This window comes from Nordella sp. HKS 07 (assembly GCF_011046735.1).
Classification (GTDB): Bacteria; Pseudomonadota; Alphaproteobacteria; order Rhizobiales; family Aestuariivirgaceae; genus Taklimakanibacter.
On record NZ_CP049258.1, the window covers coordinates 1,668,588 to 1,690,590 of the forward strand.

Sequence of the window (22,003 nt, forward strand, 5' to 3'; positions counted from 1 at the left end):
TCGTGGCCCGTTCTCCATTTTATTATAGGTCATATCGAGGGGTGCGCAGCCCGGCCGGGGAGGGTCGGCCGGACTGCGCGGGTCGATGCCTAGCCGAGACCGGCATCCTTCAGTTGCTTGTCGATATTGGCGGCGAGCTTGTCGAGGCCCTCATCGACCGGCAGCTCCTTGGCCACCATCTTCTGCAATGTCTCCGCCCACTGCGTGGTGAGGTCGAAGAACAGCGGCTGCGCCGTGAAGTAGATCTTCGCTCCCGGCGCCGACGTGTCGTGCTGGTTGAGATAGCCAGGATACGACTTGTCGATGCGGCTGCGGAACTCCTCATCCTTCCACACCGAGGCGCGGACCGGATTGACGAAGTCCATCTTGCGTGCGCCGAACAGATCGTGCTCGACGGACGAGGCCCACTGCATGAAGTACCAGGCCGCGTCCTTCTGCGCGGAGAAGTTCGAGAGCGCCAACGACCAGATCCATACATTGGGCGTCGGCGCCGAGGCCTTCGGATTGGCGGCGAAGGGTGCATAGCCGATATTGCCCTTCTCCTTGTTGTCGCCGCCATTCATGAAGTAACCGAGAATGTCGGCGTCGAAGATCATGGCAGAGGCGCCGGCGCCGAGATCGGTGCCGACCTGATACCAGGTATAGGTCGACCAGTTCTTCGGCCCCGATTCCTGGATCATCTGCACCCACTGCTTGTGGAAGGCTTTCGATTCGGCCGTATTCATCGCCGCAGTGAGCTTGCCGTCGGCGACGGTGAAGTCTCTCTGGCCGAAATTCGAATAGCCGGACAGGAAGCCCGGATGGATCGTGGCCCAGGAACGCGAGCCGCGCACGCCGACGCCATAGGGCCCGCCCAGATCTTTGGTGAGCTTCGCCGCCGTCGCCACGAGCTCGTCGAGATTCTTCGGCGGCTGGACGCCGGCCTTCTCGAACATCTTCACATTGTAGGAGAGGTTGTTGAGCTCATAGCCCCAGGGGATGCACCATTGCTTGGCGTCCGCCGAACCGAGCTCGCCGCCCGGCACACCGTTCCACGCCGTCGAGGCGCGCAGGCCCGGCAGCACGTCGTCCCAATTATAGGTCGGGTTGGTCTTGGCCGGATCCTTGATGTACTCGTTGAGATCGGCGATCCAGCCGGCGGGACCATAAGTCCAGGTCATATAGGCGCCGGTCATGAAGGCATCATATTCACTGGAGCCCGATGAGAGCGCCGCCGTCACCTTGTCGAAATAGACATCTTCGGGGAAGACGTCATAGGTGACGTCCATGCCGGTCATGTCCTTGAAGGTCTGCAGATTGGCGATCATCGCATCCGCATAGGGATGCTTGTTGAGCAGGAGCTTGAGCTTGGTGCCCTTGTGGGCCATCCAGTCGAACTCCGCCGCCATGGCGCGCGTCTGCGCGGCCGTGAGCAGCATGCCGCCGGCAGCGGCCGAAATTCCGAGCTTGGCCGAAGTGGCGAGCAATTCGCGACGCGAGAGCTTGCCGGCGACGAATGCGTCGAACAGCCCTTTTTCTTTCTCGTACATACCCATTTTCCTCCGTTGGTTTGGACAGTCTTCAGGCCGATACCGTCTTGTTGTTCTTGTCACCGGTTTCTGCGCCCGGTTCGTCTTCCGCCAGTTGCCCGGCGGTTGTCTCGTCGGTGATGAGGCCGGTCAGGAGGCCGCTCTTCAGCACCGCGCGAATGGCTGTGATCTTGTTGCGGCCGCCGGCGATGGCGACCATTTCGCGCCCGCGCAGCAATTCGATGTCGGGGGCGAGCGCCCGCTCCGACAGATCGGTCGGCACGCGCCCGCCATCGGCGGCGAAGAACGAGCCCAGCACCTCGCCGCAGGCACCGGCGCGCGCTACTTCGTCGATCTCGGCGGGAGCGATCATTCCGGCCGACGTGATGAAGCCGGCATTGTCGACCTCGCCGATGCCGACCAGATGGAGAGAGGCCTGGCGCGCCAAGGCCACGACATCGGCAATGCCAAACTGCGACAAGAGCACCGCCTTGTCTTCGACGCTGTTGGCGAAGAAGGGCACCGGGAGGAGATAGGCTTCCGAGCCGGTGCGCTCGGACAAGCGGTGGATCACGTCATAAGGATTGGCGGCGAAGCGGCGCGTGAGGCCGCCGAGCAGCGACACGAATTTCACATGCGGTGCCGGCGACGACGGCAGGAAATCGATCGCCGCGGCCAGCGTTCGGCCATGGCCGACGCCGATAATCTCATGCGCGGCCCGGTCGAGCACATTGCGCAGATAGCGCGCCCCTGCCATGCCCAGCGTCCGCAAGGGCAACTGGCCGTCATCGATATTGGGCACGACCTCGCATTGGCCGAGGCCGAATTTCGCTTTCAGCCTCTCCTCCAGCGCTACGCAGCCGGCGATCGGACCTTCGACAAAGACGCGGATCAGGCCATCGCGGCTGGCGCGCGCGATGAGGCGATGCGCCTTGGTGTTGGGGACATTGAGCTTCTCGGCGATCTCGCCCTGGGTCTGGCCGCCGGCGAAATAGAGCCACGCGGCGCGCGCCGCCAGCGTTGCTTCTTCGTCGACCTGCAGATGTGACCTCGGCTGATCCAACGCTCCCATCCATTTTTGAATTTTTTTTCGTTGCTTGCAATATTTTGCATCGCAGGGCGTGAGTCAACGAAATTCGTCGTTGCGGCGCAGCAAGCCGGCGACGGGGACACACTAGAGGTTTGAAATTAGGGGCACTTTCAGAACTCCCAGGGGGAGACCAGCTTTAAGCCTGTTGTCTTGAAATCAGCGAGGTTGCGGGTGGCCAAGCGCCCACCGTTCACTTGTGCGATGGCGGCAATCATTCCGTCAGGCTCAGACATCGGACGACCCTGCCGTGTCGCAAATCCCATGATCTCGCCATAGGCAAGTGCGGCCTCCTCCGTCAGCCCAAATATCCGACCGGCGAAACGATATCGCCAATCGGACAGGCGCTGTTCCAGCTGCTGAGCGCGCTGGTCCGGTCTTATTTTTTCGATGCCGAAGGCGATCTCGGCGATGGCGACGGTGAAAAGCGCAAGTTCGGCGTCATAGCGGGCGAGCCAGGCGACGACGGCCTCGTTCGGCTGCTTCCTCAACGTCTCGGCAACGACATTCGTATCAAGGAAAATCAAAGATCGATCCCGGTGTGCTTCCGCCGGCTTTCCTTGATGATGGCCTCGAGATCGATGTCTTCGGCGTCACTTGGAGCTGCCATGCGGGCATAAAAAGCTGCTGCCGGTTCGCGGCCCGTTTCACGAATTTCATAGGCCTCCAATGCACGCTCCACGATATCGGAAACCGAGCGGTTTTCACGACGGGCCAGGCGGTGGGCAAGATCCCGCGCTTTGGCGCTGCGCACGGAAAGTTGAGGTTCGGCCATTGGAGATCTCCTTTCGGCCCAATATAGAGGCCGAAAGATTTGCCATCAAGATGGCAAGAGGTGGCTTGATGGCACTCTGGATGAGCCTCTTATCCCGGCGGCTGGCACCGCGTGTAACGCTTTGATTTAAAATCGAAAATCACGCCATTCTGATCGAAGCCGGGGCTCAGCATGGTGAGGACCGACGGCCCCAGCGCCTCAGGCCGGGGCACGCTTTCCGGGTCCTCCTCGGGCCAAGCTTCGGTGCGCAATTCGGTGCGGATCGGACCCGGGCTGATCAGATTGGCCCGGACCGTCGTGCCCTCGATCTCATGCGCATAGACCCCGACCAGCGCTTCGAGCGCCGCCTTGCTCACCGCATAGGGTGCCCAGCCGGCATGGCGCTTCCAGGCGACGCCCGAGGTCACGAACAGCGCCCGGCCGGCCGCGCTTTTCCGGAGCAGCGGATCGAGCCGGTGCAGCAGCCGGAAATTGGCGGTGAGATTGATGGCGAGCGCCGCATCGAAATCCTCCGGCGGCAAGTCACCGACCGGCTGCTTCCTGCCGAGAATACCGGCATTGCCGAACAGTCCGTCGAGCCGGCTGAAACGATGAGCGATCAGCGCCGCCAGCTCGTCGATGTCGCCCGCCTCGCTCATCTCGCAGGCGACTGGCGTCGCGGCGCCACCCAGCGATTTCGCCTCCGCTTCGATCCCGTCGAGGGCCTCGAGCGTGCGCGCCGTCGCCACCACATAGGCGCCCTTCTCGGCCAGCGCCCTGAGCGCGGCGCGGCCGATGCCGCGCGATGCGCCGGTGACCAGGATGACGCGGTCTTTCTGCTCTCCGGCCACGGGATACCTCTCCGAGATCTGACTGTGTTGCGCCTGCGCTTAACCCGTCCTTCGCCGGCGTTCAACCCGGAGCAATACCACTATAATACCACTATACACAGGTATTGCTTTGGTATTATAGCTCGCGGCAAGGGCGGCAAGGAGAGTCGCGGGTGACCGACAGAATTCTGTTCATGGGGGTCGATGGCGGCGGCACGAAATGCCGGGTCCGCCTGCGCGACCGGCAGGGCGAACGCCTCGGCGAAGCGGTCGGCGGCCTTGCCAATCTCTATCAGGATCTCGAGGCTGCCATCGCCACGATCCATGCCACCATGGCCGAAACCATGGGCCAGGCGGGGCTCACGGAGGCGGACCGGCGTTTTATTCATGTCGGGCTCGGCCTCGCCGGCGCCGTCACCGACGAGACGACCGGCGCGGTCAGCCGCGCCTTGCGGGACTTCGCGAGCGTCAACGTCGATGTCGACGCCTATGCCGCCTGCCTTGGCGCTCATGACGGCGCCGATGGCGGCATCGTCATCGCCGGCACTGGCTCGGCGGGCCTCGCTCTCGTCGACGGCCGGCGCCATTGGATCGGCGGCTTCGGCTTTCCTCTTGGCGATCAGGGCTCGGGCGCCATTTTGGGCCGCAGCGCCTTGCGGCGCGCCGCGCTGAGCCTCGACAATCTCATTCCCTCCTCACCCCTGCTTGAGGAAATACTCACGGAATTCCAGCGTGACCGCGACGGTTTCGCCGACTGGGCGCGCCATGCGCTGCCGCGCGACTATGCCCGCTATGCGCCGCGCATCTTCGCCGCCGCCGCGCAAGGCGATCCTTATGGAATCGAGCTCGTCCAGGACGCCGCGCGCGCCGTCTCGCGACTTGCCCGGGAGCTTCTGGCGCGCGGCGCGCCCAGCGTCGCCCTTGTCGGCGGTCTCGCCAGGCCTTTGGCGCCCTATATGCCGGAGGATCTCAAAGTCCATCTGATCGAGCCGAAGCGCGATGCCCTCGATGGCGCGATCATGATGGCGCGCCGGGCCGTCGGCCTCGCAGGCTGGAGCGCATGACCGCCGCGCCTCAACTCTTCGCGCGCGCCCGCATCGCCGCGGGCGGGTCGGCACCGCTCTATCTGAAGCTCAAGCGTCTCGTCACCGACGCCATCGCGCAAGGCGAGCTCGCCGACCGCGACGCCATTCCCGGCGAACGCGATCTCGCCCGCATGCTCGGAATTTCGCGCGTCACGGTGCGCAAAGCCTTTGCCGATCTGGTGGCGGAAGGCGTCCTGGTGCAGCGCCGCGGCTCCGGCACTTTCGTGGCACCCCGGGAAGAGCGTATCGAACTGCCTCTGTCGCGGCTGACGAGCTTCACCGAGGACATGCGCCTTCGTGGCCTCGATACCCGCTCCGACTGGCTGGAGCGCTCGATCGCTTTGCCGACGCCCGAGGAGGCGCTCGTCCTGGCGCTGTCGCCCGGCGAGAAGGTCAGCCGGCTGCATCGCCTGCGCCTCGCCGAGGATAAGCCGCTCGCCATCGAGCGCGCCACCATCCCGCACCGTTTCCTGCCCGATCCGCTCGCCGTCGAGACCTCGCTCTATGAGACACTGATCGAACGGGGCTTGCGCCCGGTGCGCGCCTTGCAGCGCCTGCATGCCGCCGCCCTCGGCAAGGGCGATGGCGACCTGCTTGGGCTTGCCGAAGGAAGCCCGGCTCTCTTCACCGAACGTGTGGCCTATCTCGCCGATGGACGCGTCGTCGAATTCACCCGTTCACACTACCGCGGCGATTCCTATGATTTCGTCGCCGAACTTCATCTCGCAGAAGGATCATGACAGAACATCACACCGACATGGCGCGCGAAGTCGCCGAAGCGCCCGAAGCCGTTGCCCGCATGCTGACCACCAACCGCAGCGCGCTTGCCGAGCTGGGCAAGCTCTACCGGGCGAAAGCGCCGAGCCACATCGTCACCTGCGCGCGCGGTTCCTCGGACTGCGCCGCTTCCTATTTCAAGTACCTGATCGAGATCACGCTGGGCCTGCCCTGCTGCTCCGTCGGCGCCTCCGTCGTCTCCGTCTACGGCGCCAGGCTCGCCTTGCGCGACACGCTGCTGCTCACTATTTCGCAGTCCGGCCGCAGTCCCGACATCCTGGCCTTCCAGGCCGAAGCGAAGCGCGCCGGCATCCCCACCCTCGCCGTGACCAACACCGAGGATTCTCCCTTGGCGCGCGAGGCCGATCTCTGCCTGCCGCTTTGCGCCGGGCCTGAGCGCAGCGTCGCCGCGACCAAGACCTTCATTGCGTCGGCCGCCATGGCGGCGGCACTCGTCGCGGCCTGTGGCGGAGATGCCCGCTTCGCCCAGGCGGTCGAGAAGCTGCCGGAAGACCTGGACCGTGCGCTCGCGATCCGCTGGAGCGAAATGGAGGAGGCCTTCGCGCCGGCGACATCGGCCTATGTGCTGGGCCGCGGCCCTTCGCTCCCGATGGCGCAGGAAGCGGCCCTCAAGCTCAAGGAGACCTCCGGTCTGCATGCCGAAGCCTATTCCGCCGCCGAGGTGATTCACGGGCCCATGGAGCTCGTCGGACCGGGCTTCCCGGTCGTGGTGCTGGCGCCCGAGGACAAGGCCTTCGCCACCACCGCCGACACGGCACGGCGCCTGGCCGAAGCCGGCGCCCATGTGATGACGCCGGACTTTGCCCGCACCAGCGATCCGCGCCTCGATCCCATTTCGATGATCCAGAGCTTTTATGGCAGCGCCGAGCGCATCGCCCGGGCGCGCAACCGCGATCCCGACAAGCCGCGGCTTCTGAAAAAGGTGACGGAGACCAGATGACCCGCTTTGCGCTGAAGGGTGCCCGCCTCTTCGACGGCGATACGATCCGCGAGGGCATGGCCGTCGTCATCGATCAGGAGAAGATCGAAAGCATCCTTCCCGCAGCGAAACTGACCGGTGATATTCCGACGCTCGACCTCGCGGGCGGGCTGCTGGCGCCTGGCTTCGTCGACGCGCAAGTGAATGGCGGCGGCGGCGTGCTGCTCAATGAAGCGCCGACCGTCGCCACCATCCGCCGCATGGCCGAAGCCTATCGCATCTACGGCACCACCAGCCTGCTCCCGACCGTCATCACCGACCGCACCGACATCATCCATCAGGCCGCCGATGCGGTGGCGACGGCCCGGCGCGAGAATGTTCCGGGCGTTCTCGGCATCCATATCGAGGGGCCTTTCCTCGATCCCAGCCGGCGAGGCGCCCATCCGCCCGAGTATATCCGCGCCATCACGCCCGACGACGTGAGCTGGCTCACCCGCCTCGATTGCGGCATCGTGCTCCTCACCGTGTCGCCGTCGCATGTCTCGCCCGAGACGATCGCCACTTTGACCAGGGCCGGCATCATCGTTTCGCTCGGCCATTCCGACGCGACCGCGCCGCAGGCGGCGGCCGCTCTCGCCGCCGGCGCCCGCGGCTTCACGCATCTCTACAACGCCATGAGCCAGCTGCAGCATCGCGAGCCTGGCATGGTCGGCGCGGCGCTCGCCGATCGCGCCAGCTATTGCGGCATCATCGCCGACGGCCATCATGTCGATCCGCTCGCCTTGCGGGTGGCGCTCGCCGCGAAGCCCAGGGGCCACATCTTCCTCGTCACCGACGCGATGCCGCCCGCCGCCGGCGGTCCGGCACGGTTCAAGCTCCAGGGCCGCGAGGTCGAGGTCCGCAATGGCCGCTTGGCACTTTCCGACGGAACGCTGGCGGGCTCCGTCCTGACGATGGACCAGGCACTGCGCTATTGCGTCGACATCCTGAGGCTCGATCTCGCCGAGGCCTTGCGCATGGCCTCGCTCTATCCCTCGGCATTTCTCGGGCAGGATCGCGTTCGGGGCCGAATCGCTCCAGATTACCGCGCCGATCTCGTACATCTGACGGACGATCTCGCCGTCACCACAACCTGGATCGACGGAAAGAGCTCATGAAACTCAAACTCGCCGGGCATCTGAGCCGGGGCAGCGGCAAGGTGAATGAGGACGCCGTGGGCTTCATCGGCGATCCTGAGGATGTCAAAGCGGCCTGGGCGCTCGACGGCGTCACCGGCATCAATGACAAGGGCCTCGGCCTCATGGGCAGCGACGCGCAATGGTTCGTGGCGCGCATCGATCATCATCTGCGCGCGCTGCTGCCCGGCGCTGCCGATCTACCGGGCGCGATGTCCGAGCTGATCGACCGGCTGATCGACGATCTCGGACAGCACAGACTTCCGGAGAAATACGATCCCCCCGCCGCCTGCATTGCCGCGGTCTGCCGGATCGGCGGCACGTGGCAGGCCGTGCGCCTCGGCGACTGCCGCCTGATCGCCAGCGATCACTGTGGCTTCCAGCGCATCGTCGATTTCCCGAATGACGATTTCGATCATTGGATCACCGCCGAGGCGATGCGCCTGCGCGCCTCAGGCGTGAGCGATCTCAAGGAGATGGTGCGAACCTTGCAGCCGGCGCTCTTCGCCAATCGCCGTAAACGCAACCGCACGGGTGGCTACGGCGTGATCGAGGCGGACCGCGCCTGTCTCGCTTTCGCCGAATATCTGGAACTCGATGATCCCTCGCCCGTGCTGCTGGCGAGCGATGGATTCTTTCGCCTCGTCGACCACTACCACGATCTCTCCGAAGCCGAGCTTCTGGCGCGCGTGGCGAAGCCGGGCGAGATCGAGACCCTCTATGCGAGATTGCGGGCACTCGAGGCGGGCGATCCCGACTGCCGGCGATTTCCGCGCTTCAAGCCGCAGGATGATGCGAGCGCCGTGGCGCTCGTCGCGTAATCGGCGGGACTGCGCTCAGGCCCTTGCCTTCAGCTCCGCCGCCGCCATCGCATAGCCGCCCGCCGCTCCGTCGATGAAGTGGAAATGATCGCGCGCGAAAGGATTGGGCACGAAGCAGGTCATCAGCGCTGAATCCTGGCGGTGCAGGCCATAGCGGCAGAGGCCCGCCTCATAGGCTTGGGCGAGGCGCTGCTCGAGGCGCGTGATCAGCGTCGGGGCAATGTCGACCGTGAGCTTGAGCCCGTCGTCGAACTTGCGGAAATCGGTGTTCTGCGCGACATCGTTCTTATACACCGCCGCATCGAAGCGGCCGATCTTCAGGTTGGCGCGGAAAATCAGCCAGCCGAGCAGGCTTTCGGCGAGGATATGAAGCTTGCGCCGCCATAGCGATCCGTGGCGCGTGGCGAGCGCCTCGTAATTGAGACCCTTGGGCGGAAAGCCGAATTTGCGCGGTACCGGCAGGCCGGCCTGGTCCTCGCCATCGACGATGGCGATGATATCGTCGATGAGCCTGGTGAAATCGGCGCTGCGTTCAACGCCGACCGGCGTGACGATGAGAGAAACGATCTCGCCATTCTTTGCCGCGATGGGATCCCAGCGGCAGGAGAGGCCGGAGAGATCGGGACGCGCGCCCGCCGTGGCGGCCGGCACACGATAGTCGCCCGCCTTCATCCGCGCCTCCGCCCAGCTGGCGCCGCCGCCCGCGAACATCGCATAGGTAACCTCGGAGCTGGCGCGAAAGCGCGCGACCCGCACATCATGGCCCTCGGCCCTGATATCGCGCATCGGCACGATGGCGGCGCGCAGATCGAGCCCCAGATCGTCCTTGACCCAGGCCTGCGTGAGGGAGAGCGCCTCGCTTGTCTCGGGCACCGCATTCTCGGGCACCGCCAGCATGGCGCCATCACCGCCGAAGACGAAGGGGATCTTGCGCGTCCCCACCGCATTCAGCACCGCCGAGATCACGCTGGCGCCCGCCATGTTGACGGCCTTGTATTCGCCGCGCGCGATCGCCTGCGTCGAGCTGACGATGTCGGCGGTTGCCAGTGACCACGTGCCGGGCAAGGGCTGATAGTTTTTCGCATCGGCGACGCCCGAGAATTTTTCGAAGGTCGGCAACGCTTCGAAGAAATCGTCCTGCCCCATATCGGTCATCCGGAAAAACTAGCATGGCAGCCTAGCCATGGCGACAACGCGATCCCGGATTGACGCCTGCACGCGCCGCCGCCATAGGCAAAGGGGTGAGGATCGCCTTCTATGCCCCGCTCAAAGCGCCCGACCATCCGGTTCCCTCGGGGGACCGTCAGATGGCGCGGCTCATCATGAAGGCGCTCGGCCAGGCGGGCTTCGAGGTGGACCTCGCCAGCGGCTTGCGCGCCTTCACGCCAGATCCCGCGCCGGAAGCTTTCGCTGTCCTGCTTGATGCCGCCGAAGCGGAGAAGGCACGCCTGAGGCAGGCCTGGCAGGACGGTCAAAGGCCCGATCTCTGGTTCACCTATCATCCCTATTACAAGGCACCCGATCTTCTTGGGCCTGAGCTCGCGCGTCATTTCGACATTCCCTATGTCACCGCCGAAGCTTCCTACGCGCCCAAGCGCGACCGCCAGGGCTGGGCACAGCGCCAGGCACTGATCCGCGACGCAGTCGGCCTCGCTCGCATCAATATCTGCTTCACTGAGCGCGACCGCGCCGGACTGGAAAAGTCCGTGCCCGAGGCGCGCTTCGCGGCCCTTCCACCTTTCATTGATACGCAGGCCTATGGTGATGGTTGCGCCGCCGCACCGCCCGCACACCTGATGGCGGTCGCGATGATGCGCAAGGGCGACAAATTTGCGAGCTTCACCATGCTCGCCGAGGCGCTCGGGCTGCTGCTCGATCTGCCTTGGCGGCTCACAATTCTAGGCGACGGGCCGATGCGGGCGGAAACCATGGCGCTTTTCGATCGAATCCCGTCCGATCGCCTCGACTGGCGAGGTGAGTTCAGGCCCGAAGCCGTGCCTCAATGCCTGCGCCAGGGCGGCATCTATGCCTGGCCGGGCACCGGCGAGGCCTATGGCCTCGCTTATCTCGAGGCGCAGGCCTCAGGCCTGCCGGTGGTGGCGCAATCGACCGCCGGCGTTCCGGCCGTCGTCCGCGACGGCGTGACTGGTATCCTGACGCCCGAAGGCGATGTCGCCGCCTATGCGGCGGCCGTCCGCGTATTGCTGACGGACGACGCCAGACGCGCGGCCTATGGCCGGGCGGCCCGCGATTTCGTGCTCGCCGAGCGCTCGCTCACCAAGGCCTCCGAGCGCCTGGCCGCGATCCTGAACGAGGCGATGACATGATGAACGAAGATCTCTGGCGGCCGCTCCGTGACGAACTTCAGGAGTGGCGCGCCGCCGGCCGCACCGCCTCGCTGTGGCTGCGCGATGATGATGCGGTGGCACCGACGCCGGCACTCGACCGGCTGATCGGCCTCGCGCGCGATTATGCCGTGCCCGTGGCGCTGGCGATCATCCCGGTCAGTACCGGGCCTGATCTGGCCCACCGTCTCGCCCAGGAAACACTTATCCATCCCGTCGTCCATGGCTGGTCGCATGCCAATCACGCGCCCCCGTCCGAGAAGAAGCAGGAACTGGGCGATGACCGGCCGCGCCAGGCGGTCAAGGATGATCTCACAAGAGGACTTGCGCGCCTGAGCGAGTTCTATCGCGACAGGCTCACCAGCTTGCTGGTGCCGCCCTGGAATCGTATCGATCCGGCGCTCCTCGATGATCTGCCGATGCTCGGCTACACTGGCCTGTCGGCTTTCGGACACAAGCTCGCCTCGACGGAGCACCTCACCGTCGTCAACACGCATATCGACATCGTCGATTCGCGCGCCGGCAATCGCTGTCGCGATCATGGCGTGCTGATCGCAGACCTCGCCCGGGAACTTGCGGAGGCGCGCGCTGCCGGTGGCGCGGCACCCGTCGGCGTGCTGAGCCATCATCTGGTGAGCGACGACGACGCTTTCCGCTTCCTGAGCGATCTCTTCGACGTCACCGCCCGAAGCGGCGTGGTGCGCTGGCGAACGCCGGCAGAGCTTCTCGAGCGATAGCGCATCGGACCGAAAAGCTTGTGACCGGGCCTGACCCGGCCATCGCAGCGGTTTTCGGATAATCCGATGCGCAATACAAGAGATGGAGCGCCGACGCGATTCCATCGCAACGTCCGGCGCTCTGGCCCTTACAGATCCACGACCAGGCCCTGACGCGCCACGAAGGCGCCGGCGAATGCCGCCTTGGCCTCCTCGCCGATCACGTCCAGTTCGTCGTCATTGCGCAGCGGCGAATGGTGGAAGATGGCGAGTTGCTTGGCCTTGGCCGCCTTGCACAGGCGCACGCCTTCCTCCCAGCTCGAATGGCCGAAACCGCGATAGCGTGGCATCTCCTCGTCGGTGAAGGCGGCGTCATAGATGACGAGATCGGCATGGTCGATGAGCTTCAGCACATTCTGGTCGAGCTTGCCGGGCGCATGCTCGGTGTCGGTGATATAGCAGGCGCACCTGCCCTGGAATTCGACGCGATAGCCGACGGCGGCATTGGGATGGTTGAGGCTGGCGGTCCTGAGCACGATGCCGTCATGGGGATTGAGCACATCGCCCGGTTTGAAATCCTTGTAATCGACATCGGCGATGAAGATCTCCGGGGCGATCGGAAAATACGGCGCCTTCATGATTCCCGAGATCATTTCATGCGTCGTCATCACCCCGGCGAGATGGCCGGACCATATGCGGATCTTGTTGCTGCCGCGATAGAACGGCAGGAAGAACGGAATGCCGAAAATATGATCCCAATGGCAATGGGAGAAGAACATGTCGAGGCGCGTCACGCCTTCGCGTTCGAATTCCTGGCCGGCACGCTTCAGGCCCGACCCCGCATCGAACATCAGGACATGCTCGCCGCAGCGCATTTCGACGCAGGACGAATCACCCCCATAACGCGTGACTTCCGACCCCGACACCGGAATGCTACCCCTGGCGCCCCAAAACTTTACCGTAAATTCACTCTTTTCTTTCAACGACTTGACCCCTCGCTCGGCGGGCATCGTAGCATTTCCTACGGCTTATGCGACTCTAAAGCGGGCAATTGCGTCGCCCGCTTCACCATGACCACTTCGAGCGTTCCGGCCCTTCCCCGGATCTCCAGGCTTCGGGTTTCGAGGTCTCCCGGCTCGGTCTCCGCCTTGTCGAGGACCACCCGGGAAATGATCGCCTGCACATTGAGCTCCTTGGCTGCGGCCTCCAGCCGGCTGGCGGTGTTGACGGTATCGCCGAGCGCGGTGACGCCGCGCGCCGTGGCACTTTTGCCCGCCGCCCCGATGCGCCCCAGTATGGCGGCACCCGAATGAAGACCGATGCCCATCTCGAGCGCGCCGCGTAGTTCCTCGTGCAGGCTCTGATTCAGGGCGTCGAGCACGCCGCCCATGGCCCTGGCCGCGGCCAGGGCCTCGCGCGCTCCGGCCTTCGCCGTCTTGTCCATGCCGAATATCGCCATGATGCCGTCGCCCATGAACTTGTCGACATAGCCTCCTGTATCGACGATGACTTCGCTCATGCGTCCCAGATACTGGTTGAGCAGGAAAACGACGTCATAGGAGAGACGCTGCTGCGACAGCTTGGTGAAGCCCCGCAGATCGCAGAACATCACGGTGACCTCCTGCTCGACGCCCCAGAAATATTTGTCGACGAGCCCATCCACCGCGTCGGCCGTCGCCGCCGGCAGGAGCGTGGTGATGACGAGATCGGTCTCGGGGCGAAACTGGCAGGCGAGCCTGACATTGGCCGGAGCGCCGACCCGCTTCAGCACTTTCAGCTCATTGGCATCCGGCGGCGGCTCGTTCGCCGGGCCTTCGATGACCCTGATTCGGCAGGTCGAGCAGCGTGCCCGCCCGCCGCACACCGAGGCATGCGGAATGTTGTTGAGGCGGCTCATTTCGAGGACGGACAGGCCGCGCCGCGCCGAGACACGCTGTCCACCCGTATAGGTGATGGTGATCGTGTGCCGGTACCGATCGAGGAGCCCGAGGCCGATGCGCGACGCCACGATCAGGGCGAGCAGGCCCAGATAGAGGTAGAATTCATAGTCGAGCAGGCCATGCAGGAAGTTGAACTGCTCCTGCGACATTGGCGGCTCGAAATCCGAAACATAGCGGATGGCACGCCCGGCGGATGCAAATCCCGCGAAGCCAAGCGCCGGTATAAGGGTCGCCAGCGCTACCCACAGCCATCTGAGCCGGCGATACCAGAACTTGAACTCGAGCCAGTGATGCAGGCCGATCAGACCGTGCACCCAGACGAGCAGCATCAGCGCCGCCTGTCGCCAGGCTTCGGCCGGCCACATGACCCACAAAGCGTAGGTATAGTTGTCATCGACTCCGGCATAGATATGAGCGCCGCGCATGCCGGTGACATGGCGCAACAGCAATAGCGGGATGAGCAGGCCGAAACCCAGCTGCACCCATTCATGCGGCCTGATTCTCAGGCTGCGGCGCCTGATGAAGACCACGATCCCGAGCACGAAGTGGACGAGGAACGAGGCCAGCAGGATGATCGTGCCGGGAAGGCTCCGGGTAAGGGCGATGCGCCAGAGGCGCACCTCTTCCATCATCTCGATCGACAGCAGCCCAACCGCATGATTGAGGAAATGCGTCGCCGCGAATGTGAACAGAACGAGGCCGGTCGCCAGCCTGAGCTGGCGCAATGTCACGCGTGGAAGGGCGGTACGGTAGGGCAAGGCAACATCTGGAGAAGTCATGCCGGCCTCCGCTTAGATCACGATGAGTTTGGATTGAGTCAATCCAAACTCATAAACGTGATCGATTCGATATTCAGCGCGGGATACTTGCGAAAAACCGGTACCCACTTTTTCGCATCCTGCGCTACAGCATCGGACCGAAAAGTGCGAAGCGGTTTTCAGATAATCCGATGCGCAAATCAAAGAGTTAGAGCGCCGGACCGATTCCATGTGAGCGTCCGGCGCTCTAGCGCGGGCTTCTAGTTTGCCTTTCGCCTGAGATCGCTGCGCGCCTCGCTGAGCTCCGCCGTCGTGTGGCTCAGGCGGTCGGCGAGCACCCGCATGATTTCGACGGCCATTTCCGGAAACTCGGCCAGCAGCTTGAGGAAATGCTCCTTGCGGATGCGCAGGGTTTCGAGCGGCGCGTTGGCCCTGACGGTAGCGGTGCGCGAGACGTCGCACAGGATGGCGATCTCTCCGACGATCGAATTCGGCTCCAAGGTCGCCACCTTGATCTCGCCGCTCTGCGAATTGACCAGCACATCGGCCGAACCGGCGAGAACCACATAGGCGGCATCGCCCGGATCACCCTGCTTGAAGAGTGTCTGTCCGGCGTCGAAACTGACGCGGTCCGAAGTAAAGGCCAGGAGCTTGAGCTTGCCTGGCGCCACGCCCGAAAAGAGCGGTACGCGCCGCAACAGCTCCACCTCATCTTTGAGCTGCATCGCTCAATACTCCTATATCTGGTCCAACCATATACTACGACGCCAGAAGCCCTGCAAAAACGCCCTTCTTGGACATGAGCTGGTCATAATCGCCGTCCTCCACCGCGGTCCCCCGGTCGAGCACCACCACCCGGTCGAAAAGCCGCGCCAGATTGGGATTGCTGAGCACCCAGACGACCGCCGGCTTGCGGCCGTCGCGCGCCGCCTCGCCCAGGACCGAGCGCACCAGCTGCTCCTGGGTGCGCTGCTCGACCGAGGACAGCGCCTTGTTGAGGATGATGTAATCGCCCCGCTTGAGGAGCGCACGGGCGACATGCAGCTTCTGGCGCTGCACCGAGGTGAGGCGGCGGCCGCCGACACCGACATTGAATTCGAGCCCCACCCTGATAACGTCCCGGCTGACATCCAGGTCATCCAGCACCGAGCGGACAATGCCGCGGATGCGCTCGGCGCCGTCGGCATGGCGGTGGCCGACGCGGCCAAACAGCACGTTGTCGAGAATGCTGGCGGATTTGTTGTAGCTCTCGACATCGTAAGGCTCGATCGCCCCTTTCAGGCTGTCCGGCAGATTGTCGTGGAAGGCCGCGCGCGCCGCCACGATGCGATCCATCATCTCCTGATCGAGAAGACCGAAGCGATAACGCGGCTCGACATAGGAGAAAGCCAGTTTCATCATCCGGCTGCGGTCCGCCTCGGCGACCTGGGCGAAGGGCTTGTCCTGCAGCTTCTGCAGCAGCGCCTGATAATCGGGGATCTCATCCGCCGTCATAAAGATCAGTTGCTGGAAGAACGGATGATCGGGCGGCAGGTCGCGGAACAATTCGACGGCGTTGCGCGCGATCTCGACGCCCATGCGATAGAGCGCCTCATCCAGGCCCGACTGCGCCAGCACCGAGCGGAAATAGGCGTTGGACGCGAGATTGACATTGGACAGCTCGGGTCCCACCGGCGTGCCGAACAGGAGGTTTTCGCCGACCGTCGCCTCCGCATTGTAGAGTGCGGGATCGAAGGAGGTGACGAGGCTCGCCAGTCCTTCCTCCTCGAGGCGTGTCCGCAATGCCTTGCGCGCCGACACGATATGCTCGGGGATAGCGGGATGTAGCGTCTCGTCGACGGAGGCCCTGAGCCCCAGATCGAAGACGTCATCCGAGAAATGCACCGCGTCGAGCACCTGCTCGATGGCGGCGAGCAGATCATCCGGGCCTTTGGCGCCGATCGTCTCGTAGTCGATCCAGTCGCTGCGCAGGTCGTGATCGGGGTTTCCGGCGCGCCCGGCTTCGTCCATCTCCCAGGCGCGTTGCTTCGCCAGATCACCTTCATAGGTGGCTTGGCGCATCGGAAAATGCTTCAGCACATAGACCAGGTTCTCCAGAATGGTGCCCTGGAAGAGATGGGCGTCGGCTGCCGCATAGGCCGTGCGCCGCCCCGTCACGGCTTCGGGAAGCGCCTGGAGATCGGTGCCGTTGATGGCGACGCGGCCCTGCTCCGGCCATACGAGGCGCACCATGGCGTCGGCCAGTGCCTCGGTGCCGCCGCCCGCCGTACCGATGACGGCGACATTCTCGCCGGGTCTTATGTCGAGCGTGATGTTCTCGAGGAGTCTCGCGCCGCTGTCGTCGCTGGCGGAGAAATTGGTGATGGAGATCGGCGTCGTGATCGGCGCCACCGGCTTGCCGTTCAGTTCCTGGACTTCCGCCTCGATCAACTGGTCGACCTGAAACTGCTCATAGACCTGGGCGTATTTGACCTGAACGTCGAGACGCTGCTGATCCCAGTCGATCAGGTCCTTGATCGGGCTCGGCAGATCCTTGTAGGCCGAAATCACCGCGACGAGCTGACCGATATCGAGCTGGCCCCTCAGCGCCAGATAGCCGCCGATCGCGTAGAACAGGAAGGGCGTGACCTGGGCGAGGAAATTATTGAGGAACTTGACGAAGAATTTCCACTGGTAGAGATCATAGCGGATCTTGAAGATGCGGCCGAGGCGGTTCGCGATGTCGGCGCGCTCGTAGTTCGACGTGTCATGGACATGGATCGAGGAAATGCCGTCGACGATCTCGCCGACGCGTCCGGCAAGCTGGCGCGCGGTGAGCTGGCGCTCCTTGCCGAGCTTGATGAGGCGGCGCCGCATTTTCGGGATGACGACGCCCTGGATGCCGACCATGAAGGCGGCGAGGAAGCCGAGCCAGAAATTCTGCAGGATGATGAAGAACAGCGCGGTCGCCGCCTGAAGACCGAGAAATGCCGGCTGCACGAAAGCATCGCCGATGAAGCCGCCCAGCGGCTCGACCTCGTCCTTCACCATGGTCGCGACTTCGGAGGCCTTTACGCGCTTGAAGACATTCGGCGGGAAGCGCAGCACGCGGTCGACGAGTTGGAAACGCAGGCGGCGCAGCATGCGCTCGCCGAGCCGGCCTTTGAACGTGTTGATATAGAGCTTGAAGAGGCCGTTGATGATGACGAGGACGAGAAAACCGCCCGACAGCGCCATCAGCATTTGAAAGCGGTCGAGGCTGAATCCCTCGAAGAGGACGAAGGGCTTCGCCGTCGATATCCAGTCCGGCAGATCGATGACCAGGCGCAGGAAGGTCTGGTGCGCGTCTGGGGTGGCGAAGCCGTCGCCCTGGATCGGTCCGTTGACGATCTGCTTGGGCAGATCGAGCGACATGTAGTAGGTCGGCATCGACAGCAGGATGATGAACAGGATCCAAATCTGCTGCCGGCTCGTATGCCTCCAGATATATTTGGCGAGATTCTTATCCATGCGCGACGAAGCGCCCGGGGCGCCGAGGCAGATCGAATGATTCGCTAGAATTAAACATGACCACTCGCCTCAGCATACAAAATCACCTCTGCCGCGGATACTGGCATAAATTCCTTTTAAATCAAGGTTCGGCCACATGCCGGCGCAGGATGCGCGCGGTTTCGGCGGCGCCGTCGAGATTGAGCACCACGGCACTTCGCTGCGGCATCGTCGCGATCGTCCGGCTCAGGCTTTCGGGCGTGAGCATGTCTTCACGCAGCATCGCCGCGAGTTCCAGCGCCTCGAGGCGCCTGGCCCGGTCGGTCTGCTCGGTCTCGCCGCCCGCCGCGAAAGGAATGAGGATAGCCGGACACTGCGCCCGGAGAATATCGCAGACCGTGTTGTAGCCGGCCTGCGAGATCGACAGGCTGGCACGCGCCAGCAGGCCCGGAAAGTCGCTGCGGAAGGTTTCGAGCGCGACGCCGCGCGGGAGGCGTGCCGTAAGCTCCTGTTTCTCCGCCGCGGGGAAGTTGGGCCCGGTGATGATGCACCAACTGGGCCATCGCCCGAGAAACTGAGGCGCCACCGCGATGGCCGTCTCGATGAGCTTGCGGCCAACCACGCCGCCTCCAGCCGAGACCACGACATCGAACCGGTCGGCCGATATCGCCGCCTCGCCGGCGACGAGCCCGGTATAGGCTATGCGCTCGGCAATCTCGCCAGCCTCGGGGAAAGTTTCATCGAGGCGCGCGAAGGCCGGATCGCCATGGACGAGAACGAGATCGAAGTAGTCACGCAACACGCCGAGCGTTTCCTCGGCGCGGCCGGCTTTGCGATTCTCCTGCAATATGTCGCGCACCGAGCTGGCGATGAGTGGCGGCCGCTTTGCCGCGCGCGCATGGCGAAGCAGCGGCAGCAATTCGAAGCGCATCTGGCGCCGGCCGAAGGGAAAGGCCTCGATGACCAGTGCATCGGGCCGGATCGCATCGAATTCCGCGATCAGGCGGTCGCGCCTCGCTGCCTTGAAGGCGTCATCGATTTCGTTGCCGTCGTCGTCGATGAGCGCGGAGAAAGACATGTCGCGCGCCCGGATAGGCGGCAGCTGGACAAGCCTGACCCCGGATGGCGGAAAGCCCGAGACAGGCGCCCCGCCGCTGAGCAGCGTCACATCGTCTCCGGCCCTGGCGAGGGCCGCCGATATACGGCTTACCCGGGCCAGATGCCCGATGCCGAGCAGATGCTGCACATAGATGAGCACCTTCATGCGTGGCCCCGCGCCGCACGAAAGAGCTGGGTGAGTTCGCCAATGCTGTTGGTATGATCGAAATGCCCGCGCACCCGCGTCTCGGCGGCCGCGCCGAGCCGCCGGCGCAGCTGCGGATCGCCGATGGCCCGCGTCAGGGCGGCGCTGAGCGCCCGCGGGTCTTCAGGCGGGACGAGGAGCCCGTCGACACCGTCGCTCAGAAGCTCGGGTACGCCTGAGACCGTCGTTGATATGCAGGCAAGCCCTTGGCTCGACGCCTCGACCAGCACATTGGGCAGGCCGTCGCGGTCGCCGTCGCGGGCGATGCGGCAGGGCAGCACGAAGAGATCGCTTTGCCGGTACTGCGCCAGCACATCTTCCTGGGCGCGCGAACCGAGCCATTCCATGCGCGCCGCAAGGCCAAGCGCCTCGGCCTTGGCCTTGAGCTCGCTCAATTTTTCGCCGCCGCCGATATGGACGAAACGCCAGGCGAGATCCTTCGGCAGCAGCGCCAGGGCGTCGATGAGAATGTCATAGCCCTTCTTTTCGACCGCGCGGCCGACGCTGAGGAGAAGCACCGGATCCTTCGCATCCGTGCCGTCGCGCGCCGGACGCGCTCCGTCGAAGTGAGCGAAACGGGAAAGATCGAGGCCGTGATAACTCAGATGGACGCGCGACGGATCGGGGCTCAGGCTTTGCAGTCTGTCGAAGCCGGCTTTCGTGCAGGTCACCACCCAGCGCGCCTGGCCGAGCTTGGCGCTGAGATCCCAGTCGGGCGACGTCCAGATGTCCTTGGCATGCGCCGAGCAGCTCCAGCCGATATCGAGGATGAGGCTTGCATAGGCTGTGACCGAGCCCGGCGTGTGGATGAAATGCGCATGGAGCCAGTCGACGTCCCGGGGAAATTCGGCGGCGAGCACCAGCGCCTGGCCGAAGCGTCGCCAGCGGTTGCGCGTGAAGTCGCGCTTGAGATCGGCCAGGAAGGTCTGGCGCAAGCGTTTGTAATGCGCAAACCGGCGGGCCTTCCACCAGGAGCGGATGACGCGCCAAGGCTCGTCGTGGAGATATTCCGGCAGGTAGCGCACCGGCGCCTTGATCTCGTCATGGACCGGATGGCGCTTCTTGTCGGTGGGATGGCGCATCGAGACGAGATAAAGCTCATGGCCGGCGCGCTCCAGTCCGAGCAGCTCCTGCGCGATGAAGGTCTCCGACAGGCGCGGATAGCCCTTGAGGACGATGACGATCTTCGTCATGGAGGCGAAATCAGTTGCTGCTTTCGACGACGGTAAGCCGCTTTTGCGAACCGGGTTCGAGCCACTCGCCGACCAGATCGGTGATCTTTTCGAGCCCGTCGAGCTTGAGCTTGGAGGTCACATGCGAGGGCGGCGCCCGGTCGGGCAGACGCTTGAGGGCTTGGGCCAGCCGTGCCGGGTCCTCGGCTTCCGCCGGTAACAGCATGTCGATCACGCCGAGCTCGGCCGCTCGCTTGGCCCGGATCAGCTGCTCCTCGCGCGGCGTGACCCTGGGTACGATCAGGGCCGGCTTGTCGAAGGACAGGATCTCGCAGAACGTGTTGTAGCCGCCCATGCTGACGACGGCGCGCGCCCCGGCGATGAGATTTTCCATCCGGTTGTCGAACTCGATGATCTCGACATGCGGGATGGCGGAACCCTTCTTGACGAGCTTGCGCCGCTTGCGCGCCGGCATGAAGGGGCCGAGCACGATGAGGAGCTTGTGCGTGAGCGACGGGTCATGGTGATAGGCATCGAAGATATTGTGAATGAGATCGGCTCCGTCGCCGCCCCCGCCCGTCGTCGCCAGGATGTAATTGCCCTCGACCTCGCGCATCGGCACATCGGCCAGGGAGATATAGCGCTGCAGGAAGCCCACATAGTGCATGCGCGAACGTACTGCCGGGGAAACATCGAAACCGGTCAGCGGATCGTAGAAATCCTCCGGCCCATAGACCCAGATCGAATCGTAGAACATCCCGATCTTGCGCAGCACGTCGCGCTTCGCCCATTCCGCCTTGAGAAGATGCGGCGCGTCCATGACCTCGCGCAGGCCGAGCACCAGGGTGGTCCCGTGCGTCTTGAGATAGGAGAGCGTGTCCTCGAGCTCGCCGCGCAGGCCAAGAGGCTCCTTGTCGACGATGAAGAGGTCGGGCTGGAAGGATTCCGCCGTGTGCCGGATGATCGACTCGCGCATTTCCAGCGTTTCATGCAGATCGGTGTGCCGGTCGATCGACGTATAGTCGCCGTTGTGGAGCTTGATGATCGAGGGGATCTTCACAAAGTCGACGCGTACGCGGTAATCGAATGCGCCGGCGATGGTCGAGCCCGAGATGATGAGGACGCTCAAGCCGCGGTAGTTCTCGACGAGTGAATGTGCAATCGTTCGGCACCGTCTCAGATGTCCTAGCCCGAACGTATCGTGGCTGTACATGAGAATGCGCGCGTGTTCCAGCCGCCGCATCTTCAGTCCCCTCTCGCTACACCAACTACGCTGGCCCCGAAACGGCGGACTATGCCACAGCCCAGGGGCGCGGCCAAACAC

At 64.2% G+C, this 22,003-nt stretch carries 20 protein-coding genes; 7 read left to right on the plus strand and 13 right to left on the minus strand.

Annotation, left to right across the window (positions count from 1 at the left end; genetic code table 11):
• Positions 1-89: 89 nt before the first annotated feature.
• From G5V57_RS07855 to G5V57_RS07875, 5 genes are all read right to left on the minus strand, one after another.
• Positions 90-1,529 carry an ABC transporter substrate-binding protein gene (locus tag G5V57_RS07855; RefSeq protein ID WP_165166975.1) on the minus strand — a complete coding sequence of 480 codons (1,440 nt, stop codon included), beginning with the start codon at positions 1,527-1,529 and terminating at the stop codon, positions 90-92.
• A gap of 31 nt (positions 1,530-1,560) precedes the next feature.
• On the minus strand, positions 1,561-2,571 hold the full coding sequence (locus G5V57_RS07860) for a sugar-binding transcriptional regulator (protein WP_246737569.1): 1,011 nt from the start codon (positions 2,569-2,571) through the stop codon (positions 1,561-1,563).
• A gap of 137 nt (positions 2,572-2,708) precedes the next feature.
• Positions 2,709-3,122, minus strand: coding sequence for a type II toxin-antitoxin system VapC family toxin (locus G5V57_RS07865; RefSeq protein WP_165166977.1), 414 nt, complete (start codon positions 3,120-3,122; stop codon positions 2,709-2,711).
• A complete protein-coding gene (locus tag G5V57_RS07870; protein ID WP_165166978.1) occupies positions 3,119-3,370 on the minus strand; it encodes a plasmid stabilization protein in 252 nt (83 codons plus the stop codon). The genes G5V57_RS07865 and G5V57_RS07870 overlap by 4 nt, the downstream gene beginning before the upstream one ends.
• 89 nt (positions 3,371-3,459) lie before the next feature.
• The gene (locus tag G5V57_RS07875) at positions 3,460-4,200 is read right to left on the minus strand and encodes an SDR family NAD(P)-dependent oxidoreductase (protein WP_165166979.1); all 741 of its coding nucleotides are present in this window, start codon (positions 4,198-4,200) and stop codon (positions 3,460-3,462) included.
• A 152-nt stretch (positions 4,201-4,352) separates the two neighbouring features.
• Between G5V57_RS07875 and G5V57_RS07880 the strand changes: the two genes are divergently transcribed.
• Genes G5V57_RS07880 through G5V57_RS07900 form a run of 5 tightly spaced genes read left to right on the plus strand, consistent with a single transcriptional unit; the run spans position 4,353 to position 8,977 of the window.
• On the plus strand, positions 4,353-5,243 hold the full coding sequence (locus tag G5V57_RS07880; protein WP_165166980.1) for a BadF/BadG/BcrA/BcrD ATPase family protein: 891 nt from the start codon (positions 4,353-4,355) through the stop codon (positions 5,241-5,243).
• On the plus strand, positions 5,240-6,004 hold the full coding sequence (locus G5V57_RS07885; RefSeq protein ID WP_165166981.1) for a GntR family transcriptional regulator: 765 nt from the start codon (positions 5,240-5,242) through the stop codon (positions 6,002-6,004). Before G5V57_RS07880 ends, G5V57_RS07885 begins: the two co-directional genes overlap by 4 nt.
• The gene (locus G5V57_RS07890; RefSeq protein ID WP_165166982.1) at positions 6,001-7,002 is read left to right on the plus strand and encodes an SIS domain-containing protein; all 1,002 of its coding nucleotides are present in this window, start codon (positions 6,001-6,003) and stop codon (positions 7,000-7,002) included. Before G5V57_RS07885 ends, G5V57_RS07890 begins: the two co-directional genes overlap by 4 nt.
• Positions 6,999-8,138: an N-acetylglucosamine-6-phosphate deacetylase gene (gene nagA / locus G5V57_RS07895; protein ID WP_165166983.1), complete on the plus strand. Its 1,140-nt coding sequence runs from the start codon at positions 6,999-7,001 to the stop codon at positions 8,136-8,138. The genes G5V57_RS07890 and nagA overlap by 4 nt, the downstream gene beginning before the upstream one ends.
• Entirely contained in the window at positions 8,135-8,977 is an 843-nt protein-coding gene (locus G5V57_RS07900; protein ID WP_165166984.1) for a protein phosphatase 2C domain-containing protein, read from the plus strand. The genes nagA and G5V57_RS07900 overlap by 4 nt, the downstream gene beginning before the upstream one ends.
• 15 nt (positions 8,978-8,992) lie before the next feature.
• Here G5V57_RS07900 and G5V57_RS07905 read toward each other — a convergent pair whose 3' ends face one another.
• Positions 8,993-10,123 carry a DUF3095 domain-containing protein gene (locus G5V57_RS07905; protein WP_371744753.1) on the minus strand — a complete coding sequence of 377 codons (1,131 nt, stop codon included), beginning with the start codon at positions 10,121-10,123 and terminating at the stop codon, positions 8,993-8,995.
• Between the two features lie 95 nt (positions 10,124-10,218).
• Between G5V57_RS07905 and G5V57_RS07910 the strand changes: the two genes are divergently transcribed.
• Both G5V57_RS07910 and G5V57_RS07915 read left to right on the plus strand, forming a co-directional pair.
• Positions 10,219-11,304 carry a glycosyltransferase family 4 protein gene (locus G5V57_RS07910; RefSeq protein ID WP_165173924.1) on the plus strand — a complete coding sequence of 362 codons (1,086 nt, stop codon included), beginning with the start codon at positions 10,219-10,221 and terminating at the stop codon, positions 11,302-11,304.
• On the plus strand, positions 11,301-12,059 hold the full coding sequence (locus G5V57_RS07915) for a polysaccharide deacetylase family protein (RefSeq protein ID WP_165166986.1): 759 nt from the start codon (positions 11,301-11,303) through the stop codon (positions 12,057-12,059). Before G5V57_RS07910 ends, G5V57_RS07915 begins: the two co-directional genes overlap by 4 nt.
• Positions 12,060-12,187: 128 nt before the next feature.
• Here the strand turns inward: G5V57_RS07915 and G5V57_RS07920 are convergent, their stop codons facing one another.
• The 7 genes from G5V57_RS07920 to G5V57_RS07950 all read right to left on the minus strand — a co-directional run bounded on the left by G5V57_RS07920 (position 12,188) and on the right by G5V57_RS07950 (position 21,922).
• The gene (locus tag G5V57_RS07920) at positions 12,188-13,048 is read right to left on the minus strand and encodes an MBL fold metallo-hydrolase (protein WP_165166987.1); all 861 of its coding nucleotides are present in this window, start codon (positions 13,046-13,048) and stop codon (positions 12,188-12,190) included.
• 11 nt (positions 13,049-13,059) lie between these two features.
• Complete coding sequence (locus tag G5V57_RS07925; protein WP_165166988.1) at positions 13,060-14,757, minus strand: adenylate/guanylate cyclase domain-containing protein; 1,698 nt, start codon at positions 14,755-14,757, stop codon at positions 13,060-13,062.
• A 239-nt stretch (positions 14,758-14,996) separates the two neighbouring features.
• Complete coding sequence (locus G5V57_RS07930) at positions 14,997-15,461, minus strand: cyclic nucleotide-binding domain-containing protein (protein WP_165166989.1); 465 nt, start codon at positions 15,459-15,461, stop codon at positions 14,997-14,999.
• A 34-nt stretch (positions 15,462-15,495) separates the two neighbouring features.
• Positions 15,496-18,225 (minus strand): ABC transporter transmembrane domain-containing protein, encoded by a 2,730-nt coding sequence (locus G5V57_RS07935; RefSeq protein WP_165166990.1) that lies wholly within the window; start codon positions 18,223-18,225, stop codon positions 15,496-15,498.
• 121 nt (positions 18,226-18,346) lie between these two features.
• Positions 18,347-19,468 (minus strand): glycosyltransferase family protein, encoded by a 1,122-nt coding sequence (locus G5V57_RS07940; RefSeq protein ID WP_165166991.1) that lies wholly within the window; start codon positions 19,466-19,468, stop codon positions 18,347-18,349.
• The gene (locus tag G5V57_RS07945) at positions 19,465-20,700 is read right to left on the minus strand and encodes a glycosyltransferase family 4 protein (protein ID WP_165166992.1); all 1,236 of its coding nucleotides are present in this window, start codon (positions 20,698-20,700) and stop codon (positions 19,465-19,467) included. Before G5V57_RS07945 ends, G5V57_RS07940 begins: the two co-directional genes overlap by 4 nt.
• 10 nt (positions 20,701-20,710) lie before the next feature.
• Entirely contained in the window at positions 20,711-21,922 is a 1,212-nt protein-coding gene (locus G5V57_RS07950; protein WP_246737570.1) for a glycosyltransferase family protein, read from the minus strand.
• Between the last annotated feature and the right edge of the window lie 81 nt (positions 21,923-22,003).